This window comes from Streptomyces sp. Tu6071 (genome assembly GCF_000213055.1).
In the GTDB taxonomy this organism is placed as follows: domain Bacteria; phylum Actinomycetota; class Actinomycetes; order Streptomycetales; family Streptomycetaceae; genus Streptomyces; species Streptomyces evansiae.
The window spans coordinates 3266945-3289067 of the sequence record NZ_CM001165.1; the positions used below are offsets into that span (position 1 = coordinate 3266945).

Genomic DNA, 22123 nt, shown 5'->3' on the forward strand with positions numbered 1-22123 from the left:
CGAGTTGCGCGTCTATCCCGGACGCGTCGGCGGCACGCTCGGCTCCCCCGTCCGCCTCCGCACCGGTCTCGCCTCCGACGCGCGGCTCGTCGCGATCGGCGACGCGACCGGCGACGGCCGCACGGACCTCGTCGTGTCGACCGGCGGCAAGCTGTGGCTGTACGAGAACGACTGGACGCACCGGCCCGCCGTGCGGGAACCCCGGCTGATCGGCACCGGTGGCTGGTCGCCCATGACCCTGACCGCGCCCGGGGACGCGGACCACGACGGCCGTCCCGACCTGCTCGCCCGCGACACGCGGGACGGCACGCTGTGGCTGTACCGCGGTCTCGCCGGTGGAGGCGTCGGCGCGCGGACCGAGTACGGGCACGGCTGGACCACCGCCGCCCGGCCCCTGCTCGCCGGGGCGGCGGACGCCGACCGGGACGGCCGCGCGGACCTCTGGGCCACGACGAGCGAGGGCACCGGCACCCTGCTCTTCTACTCCGGCGGCACCTCCGCGAGCGGCGAGCCGACGGACGGGCCCCGTACGACGGTGGGCCTGCGGAGCTGGAACACGATCCGCGCGCTGTCCTGAACGGCCGAGCGGCGGCCGGGTCCCGGGCCCGGCTCAGGCCCCGCCCGCCGGCCCGGCCCGTCTCAGGCCCCGGCCGCCAGCTCGCGGCTGCGGTCGCGGGCCGCTTCGAGGGCCGCGATCAGGGCGGCGCGGACGCCGTGGTTCTCCAGCTCGCGGATCGCGTTGATCGTCGTACCCGCCGGGGACGTGACGTTCTCGCGGAGCTTGACCGGGTGCTCGCCCGAGTCGCGGAGCATCACGGCGGCGCCGATCGCGGCCTGCACGATCAGCTCGTGGGCCTTGTCGCGCGGGAGGCCGAGCAGGATGCCCGCGTCCGTCATCGCCTCGACGAGGAAGTAGAAGTACGCCGGGCCCGAGCCCGAGAGCGCGGTCGCCGCGTCCTGCTGACTCTCCGGGACCCGCAGGGTCTTGCCGACGCCGCCGAAGATCGTCTCCGCGTGCGCGAGGTGCTCCTCCGTGGCGTGCGTGCCCGCCGAGATCACCGACATCGCCTCGTCGACGAGCGCCGGGGTGTTCGTCATGACCCGTACGACCGGCGTGCCGGGGGCGAGGCGGTCCTCGAAGAAGGCGGTCGGGATGCCCGCCGCGCCGCTGATCACGAGGCGGTCGGCGGGCAGGTGCGGGGCCAGTTCGTCGAGCAGCGCGCCCATGTCCTGCGGTTTCACCGTGAGGATGAGGATGTCCGCGCTCTTCGCCGCCTCCGCGTTGCCCACGGGGCTCACGCCGTGGCGCGCGCGCAGTTCCTCGGCGCGCTCGGGGCGGCGCGCGGTCACGAGCAGGTCCTCCGGCGCCCAGCCGGCCCGCAGCATGCCGCTGAGCAGCGCCTCGCCGATCTTTCCGGTGCCGAGTACGGCGACTTTGAGCGTCATCGTGTTCACCCTCCGGGCGGGGTCGTCGTCCGCCGGCCAGTCTCGCACCGGGCGGCGCTCGCGGGCGGGGCTGTCCGGTGGGCGGTACGGGCGGGCGGGCGCACGGGCGCACGGGCGCGGGCGGGCGTGTGTGCGGGAGGGGCGTCGCGGACTTGTACGACGGGCAGTGCGTCGGCTCGTACGACGTTCGTACCGTCAGTTCGTACGGCGGCGCAGTGTCGCCGCTCCCAGGGACAGGACGAGGAGGGCGCAGCCGGCGACGACGAGGACGTCGCGGACGAAATCGCCCGTGACGCCCGTGTGGCGCTGGATCTCGTTCATGCCGTCGACCGCGTAGGACATGGGGAGGACGTTCGAGATCGCCTCCAGGACGGGCTGCATGCGGTCGCGCGGGGTGAAGAGGCCGCACAGGAGGAGCTGCGGGAAGATCACCGCCGGCATGAACTGCACGGCCTGGAACTCGGAGGCGGCGAAGGCCGAGACGAAGAGGCCGAGCGCGGTGCCGAGGAGGGCGTCGAGGAGCGCGACCAGGAGCAGGAGCCAGGGAGAACCGGTCACGTCGAGGCCGAGAGCCCACACCGAGAGGCCGGTCGCGAGGGCCGCCTGGAGGACGGCGAGGGCACCGAAGGCGAGGGCGTAACCGCCGATGAGGTCGGCCTTCGCGAGGGGGAGCGCGAGGAGGCGTTCGAGGGTGCCCGAGGTGCGTTCGCGCAGGGTCGAGATCGAGGCGACCAGGAACATCGTGATGAGCGGGAAGATCCCGAGCAGGGAGGCGCCGATCTGGTCGAAGGTGCGCGGGCTCGCGTCGAACACGTACCGCAGCAGGAAGATCATCAGGCAGGGGACGACGAGGAGCAGCGCGACGGTCCGGGGGTCGTTGCGGAGCTGGCGCAGGACGCGCGCGGCGGTGGCGAGGGTGCGGGCGGGGCTCATCGGTCCTCCTGGGCCGCGGTGTCCACGAGGGCGAGAAACGCGGCCTCGACGGAGTCGGTCGTGGTGCGGGTGCGCAGTTCCCCGGGGCTGCCCGCGGCGAGGAGGGTGCCCTCGCGGAGCAGGAGGAGGTGGTCGCAGCGTTCGGCCTCGTCCATGACGTGCGAGGAGATGAGCAGGCTCGTGCCGTTCTCGCGGGCGAGGCGGTGGAAGAGGGCCCACAGCTCGCGGCGGAGGACGGGGTCGAGGCCGACCGTGGGTTCGTCGAGTACGAGGAGTTCGGGGCTGCCGAGGAGGGCCACGGCGAGCGAGACGCGGCTGCGCTGGCCGCCGGAGAGGGCGCCCGCGCGGGCCTCGGAGTGCCGGGTGAGGTCGACGGCTTCGAGGGCGGCGTCGACCGCGGCGGTGCGGCGGTGCGCCGCGCGGCGGCCCGGGTCGAGCACGGCGGCGAAGTAGGCGAGGTTCTGGCGCACGCTCAGGTCGTCGTAGACGGAGGGGGCCTGTGTCACGTAGCCGACGCGGGGGCGCAGGGCCGGGGTTCCGGCGGGCGCGCCCAGGACGGTCAGCTCGCCCGTGACCGCGCGCTGGGTGCCGACGACGGCGCGCATGAGGGTCGACTTCCCGCAGCCGGAGGGGCCGAGCAGCCCGGTGACGCGGCCGGTGGGGACGGTGAAGGCGAGGTCGTCGAGGACGGTGCGGTGGCCGCGGTGGACGGTGAGACGGGAGACGCGGACGGCGTCCGGGGGCGCGGGGTCGGGGGCGGGCGGGGCGGGACGGCTGGGGGGCATGGGTTCTCCGTGGTTTCCGTGGTTTTCGTGCGGGAGGCGGTGGGTGGTGCGGGTCTCGGCCGGTGGCGCGCGATCCGGTCGGTCGTGCGGGGCGGGTGGGCGGTGCGGGTGCCATGCGATTAATTAATCGCTCGGTTAATTCTTGGGCGCGGTGTCCCTGCCGTCAAGGGCCTGCGGGTACTAGGGGTGGGGCGGGCCGCGCGTGCCAGTCCGGGCCGTGTCCGCGTGTTGACGCGCGAAGGCCCCCGGGGTACGGGGGCCTTCGGCGGTACGGGGTGGGGCGGCGTCGCAGGTCAGGGGTGACGCGGCGCCAGATCGGGTCAGCGTGCCGGGTGGCGCGTGAGCGTCAACTCGACGATGTATTTCTCCTCGATCGTGGCGTCCGGGAACACCGCGAGAAGCGCCGCGCGTTCGGCTGCCAAGAAGTTGTTCCGGGTGGATTCGTCGTGAACGAGGAGGATGGAGTGGCTTGCGAGGTTCGCGAGGTGGTGGTCGAGCGGGATGCGGCGGCTCCATCGCACGGTGCGCGAGGCGGAGTCGGTCTTTTCGGCGAGCACGCGGCTTCTCGCATGGCCGTAGCGGGGGTCCTGGGCGGGCTCCGGCGTCTGCTGGAGCGTGTGCGCGGCCCGCGCTCCGGGGGCTCCGTGCGCCTGGGCCCCGGCGCCGAACCACTCGCGCAGGCGGGCCCCTTGGGCGGCGACCCACTCCTCCTCCGGGTCGGAGATGTTCCACCACGCGGCGAGCGCGCCGCCCGGACGCAGGACGCGCAGGGCCTCGGGGAGCGCGCGCTCGGGGTCGGTCCAGTGCCAGGACTGGGCGTAGGTGACGAAGTCGGCGCAGGCGTCGCGGAGCGGGAGCGCGTTGCCGTCGCCGCGCACGACGGGGAGTCCGGGGTGGTCGAGGCGGTACTGGGCGGCCATGCCCGCGCCGGGTTCGACGCCGAGGACGTGGGCGCCGCGGGCGGCGAGCCGGGCGCTCGCGATGCCGGTTCCGGCGCCGACGTCGATGACGCGGGCGCCGCTCAGGGGGCGTCCGGCGAGGTCCTCGACGGCGTCGAAGAGGGCGTCGGGGTAGGAGGGCCGGTAGGCGGCGTAGGAACCCGCGGCGGCGTTGAAGGAGTGTGCTCTGCGGGTGTGCGTGGCAGCGTCCATGGGGTCATCCTGCGCGGACCGCCGGGCGGCGGGTCAAGTGCCCCCGGCGCCGGGCCCCGTCCCGGGCCGCCTCGGCTCCGGTCAGCGGCGTTTCGGCTTCCCGCGGCCCTTCGCGCCCGGTTTCGGGCCGCCTTTGGCGCGGCGCTTCTCGTACCGCGCCCGCGCTTCCTCGTACTCCCTCCGTACGAGGGACTCGCCCGGGGCCTCGCTCAGGCAGCGGACCGCGTGGGCGAGGAGGGTGCCGAGGAAGCCGATGGCCAGGAGGCCGCGCACGGACTGCTGGGCCGCGGGGTCGGGGCGGCGGGTGAAGTTCTGCCACGTACGGGCGAAGGCCATCGCCGTGCACAGCGTGAACATCACGACGAGCAGGATGTTCACGAGGCCGCCCACGTCGGCGAGCGCGATGCCCTCGTAGGCGAATTTCAGCACGAAGGCCCCGGCCGCCGCGCAGAGCAGCGAGCCGAGGCCGACGGCGGCGCGGCGGGCGCCGTAGCCGCCGTCGTGGGCGAGCCACGTCGTGCCGAAGAAGCGCAGCGGTTCGGGGAGGGGCCCCGGCTCGCCCGGTGTCCCGGGTGCCGGGGCCGGTGTCCTGGCGGCCGGTTCCCGGGGGGACGGGGGGCGGCCGGGGGTCTCGTGCGCGTTCTCGGTCACCCGGCGATTATCGCGGGCGCGGAGCACGGCGGGGGCTCAGCCCCCGAGCAGGGTCACGTCGCGCACGGCGCCCTTGTCGGCGCTGGTCGCCATCGCCGCGTACGCCCGCAGTGCGGCCGAGACGGCCCGTTCGCGGTTCTTCGGCGCGTAGACCCCGCCGAGCGCCTCGCGGCGTGCCGCGAGGGTCTCCTCGTCGACGAGGAGTTCCATCGAGCGGTTCGGGATGTCGATGCGGATGCGGTCGCCGTCCTCGACGAGCGCGATCGTGCCCCCGGCGGCGGCCTCGGGCGAGGCGTGGCCGATGGAGAGGCCGGAGGTGCCGCCGGAGAAGCGGCCGTCGGTGACGAGTGCGCACACCTTGCCGAGCCCGCGCCCCTTGAGGAAGGACGTCGGGTAGAGCATCTCCTGCATGCCGGGGCCGCCCTTGGGGCCCTCGTAGCGGATGACGACGACGTCGCCGGGCGTGACCTTCTTCGCGAGGATCTTCTCGACGGCCTCCTCCTGCGACTCGCAGACGACGGCGGGGCCCTCGAAGGTCCAGATCGACTCGTCGACGCCCGCGGTCTTCACGACGGCGCCGTCCACGGCGAGGTTGCCGCGCAGGACCGCGAGGCCGCCGTCCGCCGAGTAGGCGTGCGCGACGTCGCGGATGCAGCCGCCCGCCGCGTCCGTGTCGAGCGTGTCCCAGCGCTCCGACTGCGAGAACGCCTCCGCGCTGCGGCGGCAGCCGGGCGCCGCGTGCCACAGCTCGACGGCCTCCCCGCTCGCCGTGCCGCCGCGCACGTCCCACGTCTCCAGCCAGTCCTTGACGGAGGACGAGTGGATCGTGTGCACGTCCTCGTTGAGCAGCCCGCCCCGGTACAGCTCGCCGAGGATCGCCGGGATGCCGCCCGCGCGGTGCACGTCCTCCATGTAGTACGTGGTCGAGCCGGCCACGTTCGGCGCGACCTTCGCGAGGCAGGGGACGCGGCGCGAGACGTCGTTGATGTCGTGCAGGTCGTAGTCCGCGCCCGCCTCCTGGGCGGCCGCGAGCAGGTGCAGGATCGTGTTCGTCGAGCCGCCCATGGCGATGTCGAGCGCCATGGCGTTCTCGAAGGCCGCGTGCGTGGCGATGTTGCGCGGCAGGACGCTGTCGTCGTCCTGCTCGTAGTAGCGGCGGGTCAGTTCGACGACGGTCTCGCCGGCCTTCTCGTAGAGCGCGCGGCGGGCGGTGTGCGTCGCGAGGACCGAGCCGTTGCCCGGGAGCGAGAGGCCGATCGCCTCGGTGAGGCAGTTCATCGAGTTGGCGGTGAACATGCCGGAGCAGGAGCCGCAGGTGGGGCAGGCGTTCTCCTCGATCCGGAGGATGTCCTCGTCCGAGACCGACTCGTTGACCGCGTCGCTGATCGCGTTGATCAGGTCGAGCTTGCGGACGGTGCCGTCGACCAGCGTCGCCTTGCCGGCCTCCATCGGGCCGCCGGAGACGAAGACCGTCGGGATGTTGAGGCGCAGGGCGGCCATCAGCATGCCGGGCGTGATCTTGTCGCAGTTCGAGATGCAGATGAGCGCGTCGGCGCAGTGCGCCTCGACCATGTACTCGACGGAGTCGGCGATCAGGTCGCGCGAGGGCAGCGAGTAGAGCATCCCGCCGTGGCCCATCGCGATGCCGTCGTCGACGGCGATCGTGTTGAACTCGCGGGGCACGGCGCCCGCCGCCTTGACCGCCTCGGAGACGATCCGGCCGACCGGCTGGAGGTGGGTGTGGCCGGGCACGAACTCGGTGAACGAGTTCGCGATGGCGACGATCGGCTTGCCGATGTCCGCACTGGCTACGCCCGACGCGCGCATAAGGGCGCGGGCGCCCGCCATGTTGCGGCCGTGGGTGACAGTGCGGGACCTCAGCTCGGGCATCGTCGCTCGCTCCTCGTCGTACAGGGTGGTGATGCGCGCCGGGCGCGGCCGGGGGGCCGCCTTCGACGCGTAAGGCTTGCGGTCGAGCGTACGCCCGTGCTCCAAGATCTGGACAGGGTGTCCGGAATACGGGACGTATGTGCGCGGTGGGGCGAGGGTCGGGCGGTGTCCGCGGGCCTACCGGCGGGGGCGGGGCGGGGTGTTGGCGTGGGGACTGTTCCCAGGGGCCGGGGTGGGCTGACCGCCTGGTCTCCGGGCCGGGCCTCTCGCGGACGGGCCTCTCCGGGCGCCGGGCCTAGGGGTGGCCGGGCGGTGGTTCGCCCGCGGCGCTCGGGTCCGGGTCGGTCAGGTAGCGCTGGAGGGTGGGGGCGACGGCGGCGACGAGGCGGGGGGCCGGTTCGGAGGCGATGGGTTCGACCCCGAGCACGTACCGCAGCAGGGCGATGCCGACGAGGTGCGAGGCGGCGAGTTCGGCGCGCAGGCGGGGCTCGGGGACGTCGAGTCGCTGGGCGATGCGCTCCAGGAGGCGGCTGAGGACGAGCGAGCGCAGGACTCCGGCGGCGGCCTCGTGGGTGAGCGCGGAGCGGACGAGGGCGAGCAGCGGGGCGCGGGAGGCGGGGTTCTCCCAGATGCCGAAGAAGTACGTGGCGAGGCGTTCGCCGACGCCGTCCGCGCCCGCGCCGATCACGTCGGCGAGCCCTTCGGTCGGTGCGAAGTGCGCCTCGACGGCTGCTGCGAACAGGGCGTCCTTCGTGCCGAAGTAGTGGTGCACGAGGGAGGCGTCGACCCCGGCGAGCTGTGCGACGGCGCGTACCGGGGTGCGGTCGTAGCCGTGCGCGGCGAAGGCGGTCCTGGCGGCGTCGAGGATGCGTTCCCTGGCGCCGGGGCCGTTCGCGGCGAGGGCCTTGGGGGGCCGGCCGCGGCGTCGGCGGGGTTCCCGCTCCGTCTCGTCGTCCGCCATCCGTACCGCCTTCCCGCTGCCGTGCCCGTGCCGTCTTCCCGTACCGTCCGCCCGTTTCGTGTGCCCGTTGCCGGGCCGCCCGCCCGCGTTCCTGGTCAGGGGCGGGGGGACCTCGCGGGCGAGGGGGTGGTGGGGCCGGGCTCGGTGCGCGGGGCTCCGGCGGCCCCGGCGGCTTCCGTGGCTTCAGCGGCCCCGGCGGCCCCGGTGCTTTCGGGGTGGGGCGGGGAGAGCGGGGCGGCCAGGTGGAGGCGCGTGTAGGCGAGGGCTTCGGCGAGGTCCGCCTCGCGTTCGGCGTTGGACATCGCGCGCCGCGTGTTGACCTCGATGACGACGTGGCCCGTGAAGCTGCTCGCGGCGAGGCGTTCCAGCGTCTCGGCGCACGGCTGGGTGCCGCGCCCCGGCACGAGGTGCTCGTCCTTGCCGGAGCCCGAGCCGTCGGCGAGGTGCACGTGGGCGAGGCGGTCGCCCATGCGGTCGATCATCGCGGTCGCGTCGGTGCGGGCCGTCGCGGTGTGCGAGAGGTCGACGGTGAAGTGCCGGTAGTCGTCGTGCGTGACGTCCCAGTCGGGGGCGTAGGCGAGGAGTTCCCGCTCGCGGTAGCGCCAGGGGTACATGTTCTCGACGGCGAAGCGCACGTCCGTCTCGTTCGCCATGCGCCAGATGCCGTCGACGAAGTCGCGCGCGTACTGGCGCTGCCAGCGGAAGGGCGGGTGGACGACGACGGCGGAGGCGCCGAGGCGCTCGGCGGCGCTGCGGGCGCGCTGGAGCTTGGTCCAGGGGTCCGTTGTCCACACCCGTTGTGTGATGAGCAGACAGGGGGCGTGGACGGCGAGGACGGGGACGCGGTGGAAGTCGGAGAGCCTGCGCAGGGCGTCGATGTCCTGGCTGACCGGGTCGGTCCACACCATGACCTCGACGCCGTCGTAACCGAGGCGCGCGGCGATCTCGAAGGCCGTCGCCGTCGACTCGGGATAGACCGAGGCCGTCGACAGGGCGACCTTCGCCCCCGGAACGCGGACCGCTGCTTCAACCACCCCCACAGCCTACGGGGCGGCGGCGCGCGGACGTCCGGGCGGAAGCCACGCCGGGCCGCGCGGGACGCGCTCCCGCCCGGCTCGACCTGCGCGGTGGCGGAGAGTGTGCGCTTCACCACGAGGGGCGGGAGGAGGGGCGACGGGCGGAGACGGAGCGGTGCGATCGGCCTTGCGGGCGGCGGCGATAAGGCGCTCCAGGGGTGAGAGGCAGGGTGCCGGGCGGGGTGCGGTGCGGGCCGCCTGCGGGTGGCGTCGCTCGCTCGGCCGGTTCCCCGGGCGACGAGGGGATGGTGACGGCGGAGTCCCCGGCGGTTCTGCCTCTTCTCGTGACGGTGACGCTTGCCCCCGTATCGGCGGCGGCGCAGGTGCGGTGCGTGGAGGGCGGCCGGGTCCTGACTCAGCCCCGTGGGGATCGCGTGACGATGGCGTCGGTGACCGTTCCGCGACCGCCCTCGGCGCGGTCGAGGCGGTCGAGTCGGCGGAGGATGACGCCCTCGCGGAGGGCCCAGGGGCAGATCTCCGCGCGCTCGATGTCGAAGAGGTCGAAGGCGCCCTCGGCGACGATCGCGCCCGCGAGGAGCTGGTCGGCGCGGTCCTCGGGGATGCCGGGGAGTTCGGCGCGTTCGGCGGCGGTCATCGCGGCGAGGCGCGGCACCCACTCCTCCAGGGAGCGGCGCTTCAGCTCGCGCGTCACGTACAGGCCCTCGGACGAGCGTGCCGCGCCGCCGACGCGGGCGAGGCGGCGGAAGGTCTTGGACGTCGCGACGACGCGGTCGGGCGGCCCGAAGCGGCTGAACTCGCCGACGACGCGGGCTATCGAGGCCCGTACGTACTTGCGCAGCTCCCTGACGTCCCCGGGCGCGGGCGGATCGCCCGGCAGGCGCGCGTGCGTGAGGCGGCCCGCGCCGAGCGGCAGCGAGACGGCGGCGTCGGGTTCCTCGTCGAGGCCGTACGCGATCTCCAGCGAGCCGCCGCCGATGTCGAGGAGGAGCAGCCGGCCCGCCGACCAGCCGCACCAGCGGCGCGCGGCGAGGAACGTGAGCCTGGCCTCCTCGGGGCCGCTGAGCACGTCGAGCCGTACGCCGGTCTCCTCGCGGACGCGGCGCAGGACCTCGTCGGCGTTGACGGCGTCGCGCACGGCGGAGGTCGCGAAGGGGAGCAGTTCCTCGACGCCCTTGTCCTCGGCGGCCTGGAGCGCCGCGCGGAGGGTGGCGACGAGCGCGGTCACGCCGCGTTCGCCGATCGCGCCGTCCGCGTCGAGGAGCTGGGCCAGGCGCAGTTCGGCCTTGTGCGAGTGCGCGGGCAGGGGCCGCGCGCCGTGGTGGGCGTCGACGACGAGCAGATGCACCGTGTTCGAGCCGACGTCGAGTACTCCGAGCCTCATGGCCGCACACGCTACTGCGCCGCTCCGGGCGCGCGGGCGGAGTACCGCCCGGTGTACCGGGGCGTACGGGGCGCGGGCGGCCGTGGGTGGAGGCGGACAGCCGAGGCGGAGGGCGCGCGCGGGGCGGCGGGTGTGCGACCTCGCGGGGACGCGGGGTGGGCGGCGCGGCGTCGCGGGGCGGGGCGGCGCAGCGGCGGCGGAGGGGCGCGGCGTGCTCGTCGCGGAACGCGGTGTGACCTGGTGGGGGGACGCGGGTGTGACGTTCCCGGTCGGCGGGGCGACGCGCTTACGCTGGGCCCGTGCCGAAGACGAAAAAGGCGAAGTCCCCGGAAATGCCGCCGTCCGAAGGGGCCCCCGAGGTGCCGCAGCAGCAGAAGCAGGACAAGCGGAAGCGCAAGCAGGGCGAGAAGCAGGCGGACAAGCGGAGCGCGAAGCAGAGCGCGAAGCGGGCCGCGTTGCTCGCGCGCGAGCTGCGGACCGCCTCGCCGGAGGACGGTGCGGGCGAGGTGGCCGTCGCGGTGGCGGCCGGGCCGGGCACGTACCCCCTTCCCGAGGACGACGAGAAGGGGCTCGATTTCGCGCGGGCGTGGGTGGAGTTCGTCGATCCGGAGGACGAGGAGCAGGTCTTCCGCTGCGACCTGACCTGGCTCACCTCGCGCTGGAGCTGCGTCTTCGGCAGCGGCTGCCAGGGCATTCAGGCGGGGCGGGCGGCCGACGGCTGCTGCACGCTGGGCGCGCACTTCTCGGACGAGGAGGACGAGGAGCGGGTCGCCGGTTTCGTCGAGCGCCTCACGCCGGACATCTGGCAGCACCACGACGTGGGCACCACGACGGGCTGGGTGCAGCTCGACGAGAACGACGGGGAGCGGCAGACGCGGCGCTGGCAGGGGTCGTGCGTGTTCCAGAACCGTCCCGGTTTCGCGGGCGGCGCGGGCTGCGCGCTGCACATCCTGGCGCTGCGCGAGGGCCGTGAGCCGCTGGAGACGAAGCCGGACGTGTGCTGGCAGCTGCCGGTGCGCAGGACGTACGACTGGGTGGAGCGGCCGGACGGCACGCAGATCCTCCAGGTGTCGATCGGCGAGTACGACCGCAGGGGCTGGGGTCCGGGCGGCCACGACCTGCACTGGTGGTGCACCTCGGCGACCTCGGCGCACGGCGCGGGCGAGCCGGTCTACGTCTCGTACCGGCCCGAGCTGACGGAGCTGATGGGCAAGAAGGCGTACGCGCAGCTCGTCGAGATGTGCGAGACGCGGCTGGCCTCGCAGCTTCCGCTGGTGGCACCGCACCCGGCGGACCAGGTGCGCTGACGGGCCGGGGGGCCGGAGGGTGGGGCGCGGGAGGGACGGGCCGGGGGGCCGAGCCTGGGGCACGGGAGGGACGGGCCGGGGAGGGCCGGTCCCTCTAGTGCCTCCGCTGCTGTTCCCCCTCCGCCCCCGGCTCCCCCGCCGTCGGCTCCTCCGGGCCCGTGGGTCCCGAGGTGGGCGGGGTGCTCTCCGGTGGTTCGGGCGGCTGGCTCGTCGGGGGCTCGCTCGGGCCGGGACCGGTGGGCGGCGGGTCCTCGCTCGGGCCGGTGTCGGTCGGGGGCTCCTGGCTGTGGCTCGGCCCGGCGCTCCGTGACGCGGTGGGCGGCTCGGCGCTCTGCCCGCCGTCTCCGGCGCCCTTGTCGTGCGCACGGGTACGGGTGCCGCCGCCGCTGAGCACGATCACCGCGTTCACCGGGCTCACCCGGATCTCGGCCCGCCAGCCGTGCCCCGGCGCCCGCCCGCGCACCACGTGCGCCAGCACCGTCACCGACTCGCCCCGTTCGAGCCGCCCCGCGTGCTCGCTCAGCCGCACCCAGTCGGCCCCCGTCGCGAGCCCCCAGTCGAGCGGGGCGCGGCCGGTGGCGCGCAGCGTGATCAGACTGGTGTCGCCGCGCGTGCGGACGGTGATGGCGAGCCCCGAGGCGCCCGCGCGGTGCCTGCCCCCCGGGTCGACGACGGTCGCCGAGAGCGGTGCGCCCGCCTCCTGGGCGCTGCCCGCGTTCTCGTACGGCTCCGCTCCCGCACCGTCCTTGCCCTCGCCGTCCCGCGCGCTCACCGCGCGCCCGCCGTCCGGGCCGTCGTCGAGGAAGGGGAGGCCGCCCCCGTACGAGGTCCACAGCGCGAGGAGCGGCGCGGCGACGACGGTCGCCACGACCGTCGACGTGACGGCGCGCGAGCGCAGCCGTTCGCGCCGGGCCGCGCGCTCCCGCGCGTCGAGCGGGAAGCCCTTGCGGTCGAGGCGCAACTGCGCGGCGCCTTTGCGGCGCTTGGACGGCACGGCGGTGGGGCGCGCGAGGATCTCGGCGCGCGGCGCCGTGAGGACGGGCAGCGCGTCCGGGGTGACGGCCGTGCCGGGCCACGGCTCGGCGGCACCGGCGCGCTCGGCGGTACGGCGGCAGCGCGGGCACTCGTCGACGTGGCGCACCAGCTCGCCGCGCAGCGCGGAGCCGAGCGGGATACGGCGGTCCCCCGCGTACCGCGCCGCGACCGGGCAGCCCCCGCTCGCCGCGACCCCGAGCGCGACTCGCGTCCGCTCCACCTCGCACGCCGCCGCCGCGAGCAGCTCGCGCGCCGCGCTCGCCTCCAGACCGATCACGGAGGCGACCTGGGGCGGGGTCAGTTCGTGCCGGACCGCGAGTTCCAGCGCCTCGCGCTGCTCGGGGCTCGTCCCCGCCGCCTCCGGCCAGGCGAGCCGGGCCAGTTCCCTGCGCCGCTCGCGCCCCTCCGCGGACTCCTCGCGCGCTCCCTCCTCGGAGCGCCCGCGCGTCTCGGTGAGCCGCCGCAGGCACACCCAGCGGGCCAGCGCGTAGAGCCACGCCTGCCGGTCCGTCTCGTCCTGCGGCGCGCGGCTCTGCTTGCGCGCGGCGAGTTCGAGCACCTCGCGCACCACGCCGACCGCCGCCTCGTGCGCGCACAGGACGGAGAGGCAGTACGTGAAGAGGCCGTCGAGATGCCGGTCGAACCGCTCGTCGATGCCCGCGCCGGGCTGCGCGAGGGCAGCGCCGGGCACGCCTGAGGAGCCCGTACCGTGCCGGGAGGTGGAGTGCTCGGTCCTGCTGCTCATCACCCGGCGACCGTAGGCGCACGTGCGCCCTCACTCGCCCCTCCTTGAGCCGTTTTACTCCTTACGGGTGAACAGATCGCTCGAAAGGGGACAGCGAAAGGCGCGTCCGGCTCCAGCCGGGGGCGTACGGAGCACTCCCGCGCAGCCGCCCGCCCCTCCACGCCCCACCGAATCCCCCACGCTCCCCCTCCCCGCACCGGCCCCGCGGGAACTCCCCGCCGACCCCCGACCGTTGTGGCCCGTCGGGGGCCCACCGATCCCCTAGGGGACATCCCCGACTCCCCGGCCCCCACCCCTGAGGGACCCCTCAGGGACATCCCCCAAAAAACCCGGACCTCCGCCCCCCGCCCCTCGTCCCAACTCCCCCTGTCAGTCCCTCCCGCTACGGTGGCCGCATGCCCACCCGCACCAAGTCCGCCAAAGAACGCCCGTCCTACCGCTGCACCGAGTGCGGCTGGCAGACGGCCAAGTGGCTGGGGCGCTGCCCGGAGTGCCAGGCGTGGGGGACGATCGAGGAGTACGGCGCTCCCGCGGTGCGCACCACGGCGCCGGGCCGCGTCACGACCTCCGCCCTCCCCATCGCGCAGGTCGACGGGCGGCAGGCCACCGCCCGTTCCACCGGCGTGCCCGAGCTGGACCGGGTGCTCGGCGGCGGCCTCGTCCCGGGCGCCGTCGTCCTCCTCGCGGGGGAGCCGGGGGTCGGCAAGTCCACGCTGCTCCTGGACGTCGCCGCGAAGGCCGCGGGCCCCGGGCACCGCACGCTGTACGTGACGGGCGAGGAGTCCGCCTCGCAGGTCAGGCTGCGCGCGGACCGTATCGACGCGCTCGACGACGAGCTGTACCTGGCCGCCGAGACGGACCTCTCCGCCGTCCTCGGTCACCTCGACGCGGTGAAGCCCTCGCTGCTCGTCGTCGACTCCGTGCAGACCGTCGCCTCGCCCGAGATCGACGGCGCGCCCGGCGGCATGGCGCAGGTGCGCGAGGTCGCGGGCGCGCTCATCCGCGCGTCGAAGGAACGCGGCATGGCGACCCTGCTCGTCGGGCACGTCACGAAGGACGGCGCCATCGCCGGGCCCCGCCTCCTCGAACACCTCGTGGACGTCGTCCTCAGCTTCGAGGGCGACCGGCACGCGCGCCTGCGCCTCGTGCGCGGCGTCAAGAACCGCTTCGGCGCGACCGACGAGGTCGGCTGCTTCGAGCTGCACGACGAGGGCATCACCGGGGTCACCGACCCCTCGGGCCTCTTCCTCACCCGCCGTGACGAGCCCGTCCCCGGCACGTGCCTCACCGTCACGCTGGAGGGCCGCCGCCCCCTCGTCGCCGAGGTGCAGGCCCTCACCGTCGACTCGCAGATCCCCTCGCCGCGCCGCACCACCTCGGGCCTGGAGACGTCCCGCGTCTCGATGATGCTCGCGGTCCTCGAACAGCGCGGGCGCATCAGCGCGCTCGGCAAGCGCGACATCTACAGCGCGACGGTCGGCGGCGTGAAGCTCTCCGAACCGGCCGCCGACCTCGCCATCGCCCTCGCCCTCGCGAGCGCGGCGAGCGACACCCCGCTGCCGAAGAACCTCGTCGCGATCGGCGAGGTCGGCCTCGCGGGCGAGGTGAGGCGCGTCACAGGCGTGCAGCGCCGCCTCGCCGAGGCCCACCGCCTCGGCTTCACGCACGCCCTCGTCCCCGCCGATCCGGGCCGCATCCCCGCGGGCATGCGCGTCACCGAGGTCGCCGACATCAGCGACGCCCTCCTCGTCCTCCCCCGCGGCCGGAGCGCGGGACGCGGCAAGAGGGCCGACGGCCAGGGCACGGAAGGCGAAGGGCGTACGGAGGCGGGGCGCCGCGCCGAAGGACGTACGGACGAGGGACGCCGCGCCGAGGGCCGGACGGGCACGGCGGCCCGTACGAGCGCGGGGCGCGGCGAAGCCCGTACGTCCACCGCCCGCCGGACCGCCCGCGCCTCGTCCGCGAAGGACGCCCCGGCGGCCCCCGCGCCCCGCGAGGAAGAGGCACCCGACCTCTGGGAGGAGGACTCGGCGGCCCCGTTCTGAGCCGCTCGCGCGAGCCCCGGCCCGAACGTGTCCGCCGTCGCCCCGGCACGCCGGGGCGGCGCCGGTAGACTTTGCCCCGGTCTCGCCCGTCCGTACGGTGGGCCACGGGTCGCTCGGCCCGGGGAGGCCGGGCGGCGCGGCGGCGGCGGCCGGGCACCGTAGATCAGCGACCGGAGGAATGCAGTGGCAGCAGGCGACCGGGGAGCGACTCCCGGCAAGTCGGGCGGTGTTGCCCGTGCCGATGCGCTGATGCGCGCCTCACTGAGCGCGGTCGCGCCGGGCACGGCCCTGCGGGACGGACTCGAACGGGTCCTGCGCGGGAACACGGGCGGGCTCATCGTCCTCGGCTGGGACAAGACCGTGGAATCCCTGTGCACGGGCGGGTTCATCCTCGATGTCGAGTTCAGCGCGACCCGGCTGCGGGAGCTGTGCAAGCTCGACGGCGGCATCGTGCTCGACAAGGACCTCACCAAGATCCTCCGGGCGGGCGTGCAGTTCGTGCCCGATCCGACGATCCCGACCGAGGAGACCGGCACCCGGCACCGCACCGCCGACCGGGTCTCCAAGCAGGTGGGCTTCCCCGTCGTGTCGGTGAGCCAGTCGATGCGGCTCATCGCGCTGTACGTGGACGGGCAGCGCCGGGTCATGGAGGACTCCGCCGCGATCCTCTCGCGCGCGAACCAGGCGCTGGCGACGCTGGAGCGGTACAAGCTGCGCCTGGACGAGGTGGCGGGCACGCTCTCCGCGCTGGAGATCGAGGACCTCGTCACGGTGCGGGACGTCTGCGCCGTCGCACAGCGCCTGGAGATGGTACGGCGGATCGCCACGGAGATCGCCGAGTACGTGCTCGAACTGGGCACCGACGGGCGGCTCCTCGCGCTCCAGCTCGACGAGCTGATCGCCGGTGTCGAACCGGAGCGTGAACTCGTGGCCCGCGACTACGTCCCCGAGCCGACCGCGCGCCGGGCCCGCACCGTCGAGGAAGCACTCACCGAGCTGAACGCGCTCACGCACACCGAGCTGCTCGAACTCCCCGTCGTGGCCCGCGCGCTCGGGTACACGGGCTCCCCGGAAGCACTCGACTCGGCGGTCTCGCCGCGCGGCTACCGGCTGCTCGCGAAGGTCCCGCGCCTGCCGGGGGCGATCATCGACCGTCTCGTCGAGCACTTCGGCGGCCTGCAGAAGCTGCTCGCCGCGAGCGTCGACGACCTCCAGACGGTCGACGGAGTGGGCGAGGCCCGCGCCCGCAGCGTGCGCGAGGGGCTGTCGCGGCTGGCGGAGTCGTCGATTCTGGAGCGGTACGTCTGAGGGGTGGGGGGCAGGGGGGCGGAGCCGGGCGGAGTCCTGAGCCCGGCGAGGGTGCGCCCGAGTCCCGGACCCTGCTGGCACCGGTCGGAGTCCCGAACCTTGCGGGGCAGGGGGCGAGCCAGGCGGGGAGTCCGGCGGGCGCGGAGCCCGGCCCGGGGGTGGGCGGAATCCCGAACCCGGCGGGGTGCGGCCCCGAACCCGGCGGGCGCGGACCCGGGCTAGGCGGGCGCGGACCCGGCGGGAACCCCGAACCCGGCAGGGACGGAGCCGCCTGGAATCCCGCACCCGGATCGGTGTCCGGGCGCCCGCCCCCTCGGCCCCTGAGCCCGGCTCTTCGGTTCCTCAGTCCTTGTCGAGGCGGAAGGACGTGCGGGCCTTCTCCAGCCCCGGCGCCTTCGCCTCCACCAGGTACGTGCCCGGCTTCGCCGAGCCGCTCGGCGGCTTCGCGCACGCGGCGCGGCTCGCCTTGCGGTTCCACTCGATCTCGTACCGGATCGTCTCCTTCGCCGGTACCCGCAGCCACAGGCTCTCGGTCGCCGGGCAGTCCTTGGAGGACCAGTACGGGGCGTTCTCGCCGGTCAGCGTGATCGTCACGACGGTGCGCGCCGCGCCGAGATCCACCTTGCACGCGGCGGCGGAGCTGTTCTTGACGGACAGTTCGAGCTCCGGCTTCTTGCCGGGCTCGTACGTGTTGTGCGCGCTGCGCAGCGAGAGTTCGGCGGCGTCCGTCGTGCAGTCGGGGAGACTCGACCCGGCGGGGACGCGCTGCGCGTCGCTGCTGCCGGCCGCCGCGCCCTTGCCCGAGGTGCCCGAACCGCCTTCGCCGCCCGCGTCGTTCGCGCCGCCCGTACCGTCCGACCCGTTTTCCGAGCCGTCCCCGCCGGAGCCGTCCTTGCCGGAGCCGCCGCCCGTGGCCCCGCCCGAGGCGCCGTCACCGGGCGTGGCCGTGCCGTCGTCGTCCTTGTCGGAGCCGCCCGACTCGTCCCGACCGCCCGGCTGTTGACTGATCGCCGGGCCCGAGCCGCTGGGGCCGGGGGTGATCGAGGGTGCGGGTCCCGAGGAGCCGCCGGAACCCCGCGCGCCGTCCTTCTTGCCGCCTCCGCCTCCGCCCGTGACGTTCACCAGCCACACGACGAGCAGGGCGACGAGCACCAGTACGGCGCCGAGAATCGCCCTCCGTCGCCAGTAGATGCTGGAGGGAAGCGGACCGACCGGATTGCGCATAGATCCCACGGCGCAACTCTACGAGAGATGCACGCCACTCCCGGCGCCACCCGCCGCCCCACCGTCAACTTTCCCGGATCATCATTCCGGCTGGTCTTCACACCAGCGGCAGTCCCGCGCCCGGCTGCCGGTTTCGCGGCGGTACGGCCCGTTCCGGTCCGCCCCGCACACCCCGCGACCGCGCCCCGGCGCCACCCCACCCCTCCCACTCGGGGCCGTGATCACTCCGTTCCCTATTCGTGCTCTACCCGTTTCTTTTCCCTTCCGTCACGCCTGCAATTGCCACGCATCCGCGCCCGCGCCCGTACGCCGCCTCCCGCGCAGGCCCACGCCCCGCCCGGCTTGTCCGCGCGTATCCCTTCCGCCCCGGCGCCGTCGCGCGGCCGACCCCGCGAGGGGTCCGGTTCACCCGTCCTTCGTGCCGTGTCCTCCCCCGGTTCACCCCGCGCCCCTGCCGATCGGCAGGGTCGGGAACGGTCCCGCCGGGGGATGTGGTGGTCAGGAGCAGCCCGTAGCGTCCCCGACCATGGAAGGCATGACCAGCGTCGACTCTGACCTCTATCTCGACATCCTCGACTTCGGGCACAGCATGCCGGAGTGGTTCCAGAAGCTCGCCGAGATCTGGACGGAACTGGGGCTGCTGCTCTTCGCGGCGCTCTTCGTCGTCGCCTGGTGGCGCGCCCGGCGCGGCGACCCGAGCGCCCTGGCCGTCGCGGTCCTCGCCCCGCTCGGGACCGCCGTCGCCTACGTGATCAGCGAGGTCGCGAAGTCCTCGATCACCGAGGAGCGCCCCTGTCGCGCCGTGAAGGGCGCCCGCCCGCTGATCGACTGCCCCGCGCACGGCGACTGGTCCTTCCCCAGCAACCACGCGACGATCGCCGCCGGCGCGGCCGTGGGCCTCATGCTCGCCTGGCGTGTGATCGCCTGGCTGACCCTGCCCATGGCACTCCTCATGGCGTTCTCGCGGGTCTTCGTCGGCGTCCACTACCCGCACGACGTCGCCACCGGGCTCGTCCTCGGCACGCTCGCCTCGCTCGTCGTCGTCAAGCTCGGCACCCGCCCGCTCGCCGCACTCGCGACGACCATGCGCGGCTCCTCGATCGGCCTCCTCGCCTGGTTCGCCGGACCCGGCCAGCGTCGCGCCGCGCACGCCGCGCCCTACGTCCGCTGATCGACGCCGCTCCTCACCCCTCCTCCCCCACCGGCAGCCCCGCCTCGTGCGCGAGCACGGCGGCGCGGACACGGTTGGGGACGCCGAGCCGGTCGAGCACGACGCTCACGTACGCCTTCACCGTCCCCTCGCTCAGGCCGAGCCGCTCCGCGATCCCCGCGTTGGACAGCCCGCCCGCGAGCAGGACGAGCACCTCACGCTCCCGGGGCGTGAGCCGGGCCACCGCCCGCCGCGCCCCGGCAGCCCGCTCCAGGCGCCGCCCGCCGAGCCCGTCCAGTACGTGCCGGGTCACCCGCGGCGCGAGGAACGCCCCGCCCGCCGCCAGCGCCCTCACCCCCGCGATGAGTTCGTAGGGGTCGCCGGACTTGAGCAGGAAGCCCGCCGCTCCCCCGGCGAGCGCCCGCTCCACGTACTCCCCCTCCGAGAACGTCGTGAGCATCCCGACCGCCGTGCCCGGCAGCACCCGGGCGAACTCCTCCGCCGCGCCGAGCCCGTCGAGCACCGGCATCCGCACATCGAGCAGCGCCACATCGGGGCGCAGCCGCGCCCCCTCCGCGAGCGCCTCGCGCCCGTCACCCGCCTGCCCCACGACCTCGATGCCCGGCGCGCTCGCCAGGATCGCCGCCACCCCCTCGCGCACGAGACGTTCGTCGTCCGCGAGCAGGACCCGCACCGGCGCCCCCGGTACGCCGTCCCCGGACGATTCCGCCTCCACCCCTTACTCCTCTCTCATCCGCCCAGTTCCCCGAGCTCCCTGCGCGCGTCCCCCACCGCGCCCGCTCCCGGCACGACGGTCTTGTCCACGAGGCGGCCGTCCCTGAAGCACAGCCGGTAGTGGTCGACGCTCACGAAGAGCCCCGGCACCGCCCGGTAGTACCGGCACGCGGCCCGGGCCGGTCGCGCGGGCTCCCGCTCGACGGGGACGTCCCCGACCGTGCGCGCCGGGAGCCTCGGCGCGAGGTCCGCGTACGGCGTGCCCAGGCGGGCGTCGGTGTAGACCCGCGCGTCGAGCACGGAGTGACTGCGGCTGTACGCGTACCAGCCGAACCCGCCACCGAGCAGTACCGCCCCGGCCACGACGCCCGCCACCACGAGCACGCGCAGCCGACCCGGACCGAACACCGGGCCGGTCGCGGCGACTGGGGCTGTCACGGACACCGGGCCCCTCGCGGACACCGCCGGGCCTGCGTCGAACGCCCGTCGCGCCGAAAGCGGCAGACCTGCCACCGCCTCGGGCGCGGTCCCGAGCACCGGACCTGTCACCGGCGGCGCGCCGCCTGCCGGAAGGGGACTCCTCGCGAAGGGCTGGAAGGGCCGACCGGACAACCGGCGCCCCCGGAGCCGCCGCCACGCCCCGGTCGGCAGAAGGTCCGGCCCCTGTGCGGGCAGCCACACCTCGACGAGGTGACCGCCCTCCTCCCGTGGCCCCGCCCCGAAGCGCCCGCCCGCCGCGCGGACCGCCCCCGCCAGCGCGCGCAACCCCGAGCCGCCCCCCTTCGGCGCGAGCGGCAACGGTGGCCGGACCGTCGGGCGGCCAGGACCGGACCCGCCCCCAGCCTCCGTATCCGGTCCGCCGACAGCCTCCGTATCCGCTCCGCCCGCAGGCGCAGCACCCAGCAACCCGCTCGCGGAACCCACGCCGAAGTCGCTCACCGACGCCGGACGGGGCCAGCTCGCCGAACCTGCGGCGCCCCGCCCGCTCGCCGCACCCGCACCCGCACCCAATCCACCCAGCGACCCCGCACCCGCCCCGCGCGCACCGGCCCCGCGCGCCCCGCCCACCGACCCCGCCCCCGAGCCACCCTTCGCCCCCGCCCCGGACCCCAGCCCCGGCCGCACTCCGCTCGCGATCCTGAGGTGCGTCCCTCCCTCCCCCGGCACGCACGCGACCGTCACTTCGGCGCCCGGCGCGTAGCGCGCCGCATTGGTGAGTGCTTCCCGCACCACCCGGTGGCGCAGCGCCGTGTGCGCGTCGGGCTGCTCGGGCCAGGCCATGACCCGTACCGCGAGCCCCGAGGCCACCGTGCGGCCGAGAAGGTGGTGCAGGTCGGGGGCCGGTGGGGGCTCGGGGGGCGGATCGGTCTCCGCCGGGCCGGGTTCCGCTTCTTCCGCGCGCAGCACGCCGACGATCTCGTGCAGCCGGTCCACCGCGTCCGCCGTCGCGGCGCGCAGTCCCGCCGCTGCCTCGCGGTGCCGCTCCGGCAGGTCGGCCGCGACCTGGAGCGTTCCGGCGCGCAGCGCGAGGAGGCTCAGCTCGTGGCCCAGCGCGTCGTGCATCTCGGCCGCGATCCTGGCCCGCTCGCGCAGTGCCGCACGCTCGGCGACCCCCCGCTGCTCCTCTTCGAGCCGGGCCGCCCGCGCCCAGCCCGCCTCGGCGAGCGCCCTGCGCTGGAGCCGGTACCTCCCGGCGAGCCACGGGAAGGCGACGAGGAAGAGGAGCACGGCGAGGAGCAGCAGCCACGCCGTGACCGGGTCCTCCGCACGCCACAGCACCCGCGCCGACCCGCTGAGCGCGAGGGCCGCGCAGGCCGCGGTGGTCTGCCGGGCGCCGCCGCGCAGCCCGAGGAGGTAGGCGAGTACGGGCAGCGCGAACCCGTAGTCCGCGGTGAAGAGCGCCGTACCGAAAGCGAGCCCGGGGGCCGCCGCGAGCAGGAGGGCCGTCGCGGGCAGGTGCCGCGCGCAGGCGGCGGCGAGGGCGAGCGCCACGAGACCGGCCGCCGTGGCCCCCCAGGGCACGTGTTCGACAAGACCGAGCAGGCGCGCCAGGACGACGGGCACGGCGAGCACCGCCCAGAGCCCGAGGGCCCGGACGCCGTGCGAGAGCGCGGTGACTGCCATGCCCCTCACGGTACGGGGCACCACTGACAATCCTTCCGTGATCACACGGGCACTCTGCGTAACAGCAGGTCGGGAGCCCGCGGTGCCCGTGCGCGGTCCGGTTCGCCCGCCCGCGGCGACCACTCACCTCATGACTCCCCCTCTCCCCGCACCGCCGCACCCCTCTCCCGCCCCGGCCGCGCGTGCGCCGGGCGTGCGCCCCCTTTGTGCTCCGC

The 22123-nt window shown here is 75.1% G+C and carries 17 protein-coding genes and 1 pseudogene (1 of these 18 only partly in view); 5 read left to right on the forward strand and 13 right to left on the reverse strand.

Going from position 1 to position 22123, the window contains the following annotated elements:
• Window positions 1-577: the final stretch of an FG-GAP-like repeat-containing protein gene (locus STTU_RS34920; protein ID WP_234019226.1), read on the forward strand. 1160 nt of this gene lie to the left of the window's left edge; 577 of the gene's 1737 nt are visible here — the last part of the coding sequence; the start codon falls outside the window, past its left edge; its stop codon occupies window positions 575-577.
• 62 nt (window positions 578-639) lie between these two features.
• Here STTU_RS34920 and proC read toward each other — a convergent pair whose 3' ends face one another.
• The 9 genes from proC to STTU_RS13445 all read right to left on the reverse strand — a co-directional run bounded on the left by proC (window position 640) and on the right by STTU_RS13445 (window position 10235).
• Window positions 640-1446: a pyrroline-5-carboxylate reductase gene (gene proC / locus STTU_RS13405; protein WP_010277329.1), complete on the reverse strand. Its 807-nt coding sequence runs from the start codon at window positions 1444-1446 to the stop codon at window positions 640-642.
• 195 nt (window positions 1447-1641) lie between these two features.
• Window positions 1642-2379 carry an ABC transporter permease gene (locus STTU_RS13410; protein ID WP_010277327.1) on the reverse strand — a complete coding sequence of 246 codons (738 nt, stop codon included), beginning with the start codon at window positions 2377-2379 and terminating at the stop codon, window positions 1642-1644.
• Window positions 2376-3164 carry an ABC transporter ATP-binding protein gene (locus tag STTU_RS13415; protein ID WP_007823628.1) on the reverse strand — a complete coding sequence of 263 codons (789 nt, stop codon included), beginning with the start codon at window positions 3162-3164 and terminating at the stop codon, window positions 2376-2378. The genes STTU_RS13410 and STTU_RS13415 overlap by 4 nt, the downstream gene beginning before the upstream one ends.
• Window positions 3165-3484: 320 nt before the next feature.
• Complete coding sequence (locus tag STTU_RS13420) at window positions 3485-4315, reverse strand: class I SAM-dependent methyltransferase (protein WP_007823631.1); 831 nt, start codon at window positions 4313-4315, stop codon at window positions 3485-3487.
• A gap of 81 nt (window positions 4316-4396) precedes the next feature.
• Entirely contained in the window at window positions 4397-4966 is a 570-nt protein-coding gene (locus STTU_RS13425) for a hypothetical protein (RefSeq protein ID WP_007823633.1), read from the reverse strand.
• Between the two features lie 36 nt (window positions 4967-5002).
• Window positions 5003-6856, reverse strand: coding sequence for a dihydroxy-acid dehydratase (gene ilvD, locus STTU_RS13430; protein WP_043257369.1), 1854 nt, complete (start codon window positions 6854-6856; stop codon window positions 5003-5005).
• A gap of 295 nt (window positions 6857-7151) precedes the next feature.
• Window positions 7152-7817: a TetR family transcriptional regulator gene (locus STTU_RS13435; protein WP_007823637.1), complete on the reverse strand. Its 666-nt coding sequence runs from the start codon at window positions 7815-7817 to the stop codon at window positions 7152-7154.
• 95 nt (window positions 7818-7912) lie between these two features.
• Window positions 7913-8851: a sugar phosphate isomerase/epimerase family protein gene (locus STTU_RS13440; protein WP_007823639.1), complete on the reverse strand. Its 939-nt coding sequence runs from the start codon at window positions 8849-8851 to the stop codon at window positions 7913-7915.
• A gap of 397 nt (window positions 8852-9248) precedes the next feature.
• Window positions 9249-10235, reverse strand: a complete 987-nt coding sequence (locus STTU_RS13445; RefSeq protein ID WP_007823641.1) for a Ppx/GppA phosphatase family protein — start codon at window positions 10233-10235, stop codon at window positions 9249-9251.
• A gap of 299 nt (window positions 10236-10534) precedes the next feature.
• Here STTU_RS13445 and STTU_RS13450 point away from each other — a divergent pair, with 299 nt between their 5' ends.
• A complete protein-coding gene (locus STTU_RS13450) occupies window positions 10535-11542 on the forward strand; it encodes a hypothetical protein (RefSeq protein WP_007823643.1) in 1008 nt (335 codons plus the stop codon).
• Window positions 11543-11636: 94 nt separating this feature from the next.
• On the opposite strand, the gene STTU_RS13455 is transcribed toward STTU_RS13450, so the two are convergent.
• Window positions 11637-13322 (reverse strand): sigma-70 family RNA polymerase sigma factor, encoded by a 1686-nt coding sequence (locus STTU_RS13455; RefSeq protein WP_007823645.1) that lies wholly within the window; start codon window positions 13320-13322, stop codon window positions 11637-11639.
• Between the two features lie 395 nt (window positions 13323-13717).
• Between STTU_RS13455 and radA the strand changes: the two are divergent.
• A pseudogene (radA, locus tag STTU_RS13460) lies at window positions 13718-15088 on the forward strand (DNA repair protein RadA); the annotation flags it as partial.
• A gap of 462 nt (window positions 15089-15550) precedes the next feature.
• A complete protein-coding gene (gene disA, locus STTU_RS13465; protein ID WP_007823651.1) occupies window positions 15551-16675 on the forward strand; it encodes a DNA integrity scanning diadenylate cyclase DisA in 1125 nt (374 codons plus the stop codon).
• A gap of 342 nt (window positions 16676-17017) precedes the next feature.
• On the opposite strand, the gene STTU_RS13470 is transcribed toward disA, so the two are convergent.
• The gene (locus tag STTU_RS13470) at window positions 17018-17908 is read right to left on the reverse strand and encodes a hypothetical protein (protein ID WP_234019227.1); all 891 of its coding nucleotides are present in this window, start codon (window positions 17906-17908) and stop codon (window positions 17018-17020) included.
• A gap of 517 nt (window positions 17909-18425) precedes the next feature.
• Here STTU_RS13470 and STTU_RS13475 point away from each other — a divergent pair.
• Window positions 18426-19070 (forward strand): phosphatase PAP2 family protein, encoded by a 645-nt coding sequence (locus STTU_RS13475; RefSeq protein WP_007823655.1) that lies wholly within the window; start codon window positions 18426-18428, stop codon window positions 19068-19070.
• Between the two features lie 13 nt (window positions 19071-19083).
• Here the strand turns inward: STTU_RS13475 and STTU_RS13480 are convergent, their stop codons facing one another.
• Together STTU_RS13480 and STTU_RS33015 are read right to left on the reverse strand one after the other, a co-directional pair.
• A complete protein-coding gene (locus tag STTU_RS13480; protein ID WP_007823658.1) occupies window positions 19084-19785 on the reverse strand; it encodes a response regulator transcription factor in 702 nt (233 codons plus the stop codon).
• Window positions 19786-19799: 14 nt separating this feature from the next.
• Window positions 19800-21908, reverse strand: coding sequence for a sensor histidine kinase (locus tag STTU_RS33015; RefSeq protein ID WP_078518971.1), 2109 nt, complete (start codon window positions 21906-21908; stop codon window positions 19800-19802).
• Window positions 21909-22123: the final 215 nt, after the last annotated feature.

Excerpts from the sequence above, each read along its gene's own strand:
- STTU_RS13420 (WP_007823631.1), bottom strand. The coding sequence starts at position 4,315 with ATGGACGCTGCCACGCACACCCGCAGAGCACACTCCTTCAACGCCGCC.
- proC (WP_010277329.1), bottom strand. The coding sequence starts at position 1,446 with ATGACGCTCAAAGTCGCCGTACTCGGCACCGGAAAGATCGGCGAGGCG.
- STTU_RS13475 (WP_007823655.1), top strand. The coding sequence starts at position 18,426 with ATGGAAGGCATGACCAGCGTCGACTCTGACCTCTATCTCGACATCCTC.
- STTU_RS13455 (WP_007823645.1), bottom strand. The coding sequence starts at position 13,322 with ATGAGCAGCAGGACCGAGCACTCCACCTCCCGGCACGGTACGGGCTCC.
- STTU_RS13445 (WP_007823641.1), bottom strand. The coding sequence starts at position 10,235 with ATGAGGCTCGGAGTACTCGACGTCGGCTCGAACACGGTGCATCTGCTC.
- STTU_RS13435 (WP_007823637.1), bottom strand. The coding sequence starts at position 7,817 with ATGGCGGACGACGAGACGGAGCGGGAACCCCGCCGACGCCGCGGCCGG.
- STTU_RS13415 (WP_007823628.1), bottom strand. The coding sequence starts at position 3,164 with ATGCCCCCCAGCCGTCCCGCCCCGCCCGCCCCCGACCCCGCGCCCCCG.
- ilvD (WP_043257369.1), bottom strand. The coding sequence starts at position 6,856 with ATGCCCGAGCTGAGGTCCCGCACTGTCACCCACGGCCGCAACATGGCG.
- STTU_RS33015 (WP_078518971.1), bottom strand. The coding sequence starts at position 21,908 with ATGGCAGTCACCGCGCTCTCGCACGGCGTCCGGGCCCTCGGGCTCTGG.
- STTU_RS13410 (WP_010277327.1), bottom strand. The coding sequence starts at position 2,379 with ATGAGCCCCGCCCGCACCCTCGCCACCGCCGCGCGCGTCCTGCGCCAG.